General features: G+C 75.6%; 5 protein-coding genes. 4 read left to right on the top strand and 1 reads right to left on the bottom strand.

The annotated features are described in order from the left end of the window. Window positions 1-249 precede the first annotated feature (249 nt). The 4 genes from HTZ82_RS08330 to HTZ82_RS08315 all read left to right on the top strand — a co-directional run bounded on the left by HTZ82_RS08330 (window position 250) and on the right by HTZ82_RS08315 (window position 2,525). The gene (locus HTZ82_RS08330; RefSeq protein WP_175408658.1) at window positions 250-1,149 is read left to right on the top strand and encodes an arylamine N-acetyltransferase; all 900 of its coding nucleotides are present in this window, start codon (window positions 250-252) and stop codon (window positions 1,147-1,149) included. A gap of 201 nt (window positions 1,150-1,350) precedes the next feature. Continuing rightward, the gene (locus HTZ82_RS08325) at window positions 1,351-1,899 is read left to right on the top strand and encodes an NUDIX domain-containing protein (RefSeq protein ID WP_175408657.1); all 549 of its coding nucleotides are present in this window, start codon (window positions 1,351-1,353) and stop codon (window positions 1,897-1,899) included. Window positions 1,900-1,902: 3 nt separating this feature from the next. Then, the gene (locus tag HTZ82_RS08320) at window positions 1,903-2,112 is read left to right on the top strand and encodes an antitoxin (protein ID WP_175408656.1); all 210 of its coding nucleotides are present in this window, start codon (window positions 1,903-1,905) and stop codon (window positions 2,110-2,112) included. Window positions 2,113-2,339: 227 nt separating this feature from the next. After that, window positions 2,340-2,525 carry a hypothetical protein gene (locus tag HTZ82_RS08315; protein WP_175408655.1) on the top strand — a complete coding sequence of 62 codons (186 nt, stop codon included), beginning with the start codon at window positions 2,340-2,342 and terminating at the stop codon, window positions 2,523-2,525. A gap of 91 nt (window positions 2,526-2,616) precedes the next feature. Here HTZ82_RS08315 and HTZ82_RS08310 read toward each other — a convergent pair. Further along, on the bottom strand, window positions 2,617-4,055 hold a 1,439-nt coding region (locus HTZ82_RS08310), incomplete at its 5' end, for a tetratricopeptide repeat-containing protein (protein ID WP_175408654.1).

Here is a 4,055-nt window from a genome sequence, read left to right as displayed (position 1 = left end):
CCGGGCCTGTGCGGCTGCGCTGGCGGTACGCGACGGACGGGCGGTACGCGGGGCGCGGCGTGTACGTGGACGGGCTGCGGGTGCTGGACGGCGACCGGGTCCTGTTCGACGAGGCGCGGCCCGGGGACGCGGCGCGCGTCGAGGCGGACGGGTGGGCGGCGTCGGCGGACTGAGGGCCGCAGGCCCTGCGGCGGCGGGCAGGATGCCCCGATGAATCGCCGTGGAGATCGCCCGTTAGGCTTAATTCTTATGATTCCAGAGGGATTTGAGGGATATCTGGGGCGGCTCGGTGTCGTTCCGTCCGGGACGCCGTCCGCCGCGGAGCTGTTCGCGTTGCAGCGGGCGCACCTGGAGCGGGTGCCGTACGAGAACGTGGACATCCAGCTCGGGCGGCCGCCGGGCATCGACCCGGAGCTGTCGGTGCGGCGGTTCGCGGCGGGTGCGGGCGGCTACTGCTTCCATCTGAACGGGGCGTTCGCCGCGCTGCTGCGGGCGCTCGGGTACGACGTCACGCTGCATGTGGGCGGCGTCCACATGGAGCCGGAGGGGCGGGGTGCGAACGGCAACCACCTGGCGCTGACCGTGCGGATCGGCGCGGACGCCTGGTTCGTGGACGTGGGGCTCGGCGACGGGCCGTACGAGCCGCTGCCGCTGCGGGCGGGGACGTACGAGCGGCGCGGCTTCACGTACCGGCTGGAGCCGTCCGTGACGGAGCCGGGCGGCTGGACGTTCCACCACGACGAGCGGGGTGCCTTCCCGGTGGTGGAGTTCCGCGGGGAGCCGGCGGGCATGGCGGATTTCGCGGAGGAGCACCACCGGCTGTCGACGGCGGAGGACTCGCCGTTTCTCACGACGTTCACCGCCGTGCGCCGGGACGCCGACGCGGTGCTGCTGCTGCGCGGCCGGATGCTGGTGCGCATCGAGCCGGCGGGCCGGTCGGAGCGGGCGGTGGACACCGCCGACGAGTGGTTCGCGCTGCTCGCCGGGGAGTTCGGGCGCGAGCTCGGCGGTCTGGACGCGGCGGACCGGGCGGCCCTGTGGGCGCGGGTGTCCCGGGCGCACGAGGAGTGGCTGCGGTCCCAGGAGGAGGAGAAGGAGAAGGAGGGCGCGGACGCGGCGGCGTTGTCCGGCGGGCACGTGGCGCCGTGACGGCGGGGCGCGTCGCCGCGTGACCGCGAGGCGGGTCCGGGTGACGGGCGGGCGGCGGTGGCGGGGCCACTCGCAGGGGTGGTGCCGCCGTGGTTTCGGCACGCCGGGCGGTGCGGATGCGAGAGGGTGGGCGGACCTCCGTACCCCTACCCCCACCCCGGTCCCGTACGCGTATCCGCTTCCTTCGAGGAGGAGACCTCGTTGCACCTGCTGCCGCCCGCCGAGTACGTCCAGACCCTCACCCATGCCACCGTGTACGCGGCGCTGTACGTCCGCGACGAGGCCGACCGGCCGGTGCAGCTGCGTGCCACCTACGGCACGCACGGGTGGCTGCTGCCGGGCGGGAACCTCGAACCGGACGAGGACCCGTGGGAGGCCGCCGTGCGGGAGGGCATCGAGGAGACCGGTCTGGAGCACTTCCGCGGCCTCACGCCCGAGCTGCTGCTCACGCACTTCCAGCACCCGGATCCGGCGTGGCCGATGCCCGGTGTCGGGTTCGTGTTCGACGGGGGGCGGCTCACGCCGGAGCAGCTGTCCTCGATGCGCCTGGACCCCGCGGAGCACTCCCGCTGGGACGTACGGGAACTGGCCGCGTGGCGGCCGCTCATGCCGCCGGCCGGGTACGAACGGCTGGCGGCCGTCGAGGCCGCCCGCACCGGTGCGGGGCCGCGGCTGCTGATCTCTCCCGGATGCGGAGGAGGGGCGGTGCGGGGAGACTGGGGGTCAGGGGGCAGCTCATCGAGAGGATGACCCATGTCCGTGATGGACAAGCTCAAGCAGATGCTGAAGGGGCACGAGGAGCAGGCCGGCAAGGGCGTCGACAAGGCCGGCGACTTCGTCGACGAGAAGACCCAGGGCAAGTACAGCAGCCAGGTGGACGCCGCCCAGGAGAAGCTCAAGGAGCAACTCGGCGGCGAGCAGCCGCCGGACCGCCGCCAGGAACCGCCGCCGCCGCAGGGCTGACCGGCCCCTCACCTCTCCTTCAGTCACACGTCTCGACGGCCCCGGACCCGGTCGCCTCTGCGGCCGGGGCGGGGCCGTCGGCGTGTCCGGGAACGTCGCGTGGCCACGCCCGGTGCGGACACGCCGGGGCGGACCACCCGGTCGTACGTCTCGGCGTGCGGTGCGGTGGCGGCTGGTGAAGAGTCGTGGCGAGTACCCCAACGTACCCCCACTCGAAGGAGAGAAACATGCTTCGGCGCATCTCGATCGCTCTGGCCGGCCTGCTCGCTGCCGGCTTCTTCGCGGCCTCCCCCGCCGCCGCGCACGATGACGTCAACGGTGACGTCAGCGGCTGCTGGTTCAGCGGCGGTCACGTCCAGGCGGGCAGTGTCCATGTGGGCGGCTTCGAGGGCACCTGCTGGCACGTCGGCTGACGGACCGCCGACGGACCGACCACGGCCGTCCGGCCGGTCCCGGGTGGGTGCCCTGTGGGGGTGCCCACCCGGACCGCTGTTCCGGGGCGGGTCAGGGGGTGCCGGGAGCGCGGCGCTGCCGGACGGCGGCGACGCGGCGGTACAGCTCGACGGCCTCGGTGTGGCGGCCCAGTTGCTCCAGGCACTGGGCCTCGTCGTGGTGGCCGGCGAGGGTGTCGGGATGGTCGGGGCCGAACACCCGTTCGCGGGTGCGGGCGACGCGCTGGTAGCCGGTGAGTGCCTCCGCCCAGCGGCCGAGCCAGCCCAGGCACACGGCGACCTCGCGGTGGCTGAGCAGTGTGTCCGGGTGATCGGGGCCCAGGGCCCGCTCGCGGGCGGCGGCGACGGCGCGGGCCTCGGCGAGCGCGTCCTCCCAGCGGCCCAGGCGGCCCAGGTTGACGCCGAGTCCGTGCCGGGCGCGCAGGGTCTCCGGGTGGTGGGGGCCGTGCGCCCGGGTGCGGGCGGCGACCAGGTCGACGTACAGCTCCAGCGCCTCGTGGCCGCGGTCGAGGCGGCCGAGGCAGATGCCGGCCTCGTAGCGGGCGGCGAGCGTGTCCGGGTGGTCGGGGCCGAGGGCGCGCGTGCGGGCGGCGGCGACCTCGCGGTAGGTGCGCAGGGCGTCCGTCCAGCGGCCCAGCTGTCCGAGCGTGTACGCCACTTCGTACAGCGTGACCAGCGTGTCGGGGTGGTCGGGGCCGAGGATCCTGGCGCGGGCGGCGGCGACGTCGTGGGCCATGCGGTACGCCTCGTCGAGGCGGCCGAGTCTGCCGAGCGTGCAGGCCAGGTTGTGGCGGCAGTGGAGGGTGTCGGGGTGGTCGGGGCCCAGCGTGCGTTCGCGGGCGGCGAGCACGGCGGCGTACGTCTGGTGGGCCTCAGCGTGGCGGCCGAGGCGGCCGAGTGCGTACGCCGTCTCCTGACGGGCCGTGAGGGTGTCGGGGTGGTCGGGGCCGAGGACGCGGGCGCGGCCCTCGGCGACGCGGCCGAGCTCGCGCAGGGCGTCGGCGGCGCGACCGGTGCGGCTGAGCGTGAAGCCGGCCTCGTAGCGGCTGGCGAGGGTGTCGGGGTGGTCGGGGCCCAGGATCCGCTCGCGTTCGGCGGCGACCGCGCGGTGCACCTCGCCGGCCTCCTCCCAGCGGCCGAGGCGGCCGAGGCTGAGGCCCGCGCTGTGCCGGCCCGCGAGGACGGCCAGGAGGCCGGGCGGCGGGGTGGCGTGTCCGGGGGCGGGCGGGGCCGTGGAGGGAGGCGTGGCGGTGGCTGTGGCAGCGGGCATGGCGGGGTCGGGGTACGGGGCGGTGGATGTTGCGGGGTCGCGGTACGGGGCGGGGTACCCGGTGGGGTACGGCGTGGCGGTGGTCCATTCGCCGGTGAGGCCCGCGGCCGGGCCCTCGTGCGGGGCGGGGCGCAGGGCCGTGGCGCCGACGGCCTTGCGGCCGGTGGTCATCCTGCGGGTCCAGGAGGGCAGGAGCGGCGCGGCGTGGGCCGCCGGGGCGA

Origin of the sequence: Streptomyces sp. TRM64462, assembly GCF_013362995.1 — a bacterium.
Lineage (GTDB): Bacteria > Actinomycetota > Actinomycetes > Streptomycetales > Streptomycetaceae > Streptomyces.
Note: the sequence above shows the minus strand (reverse complement) of the source record. Positions and strands in the feature narration are given on the sequence as shown.

Coding starts and splice junctions, on each gene's coding strand:
- HTZ82_RS08315 (WP_175408655.1), top strand. CDS start 2,340: ATGCTTCGGCGCATCTCGATCGCTCTGGCCGGCCTGCTCGCTGCCGGC.
- HTZ82_RS08330 (WP_175408658.1), top strand. CDS start 250: ATGATTCCAGAGGGATTTGAGGGATATCTGGGGCGGCTCGGTGTCGTT.
- HTZ82_RS08320 (WP_175408656.1), top strand. CDS start 1,903: ATGTCCGTGATGGACAAGCTCAAGCAGATGCTGAAGGGGCACGAGGAG.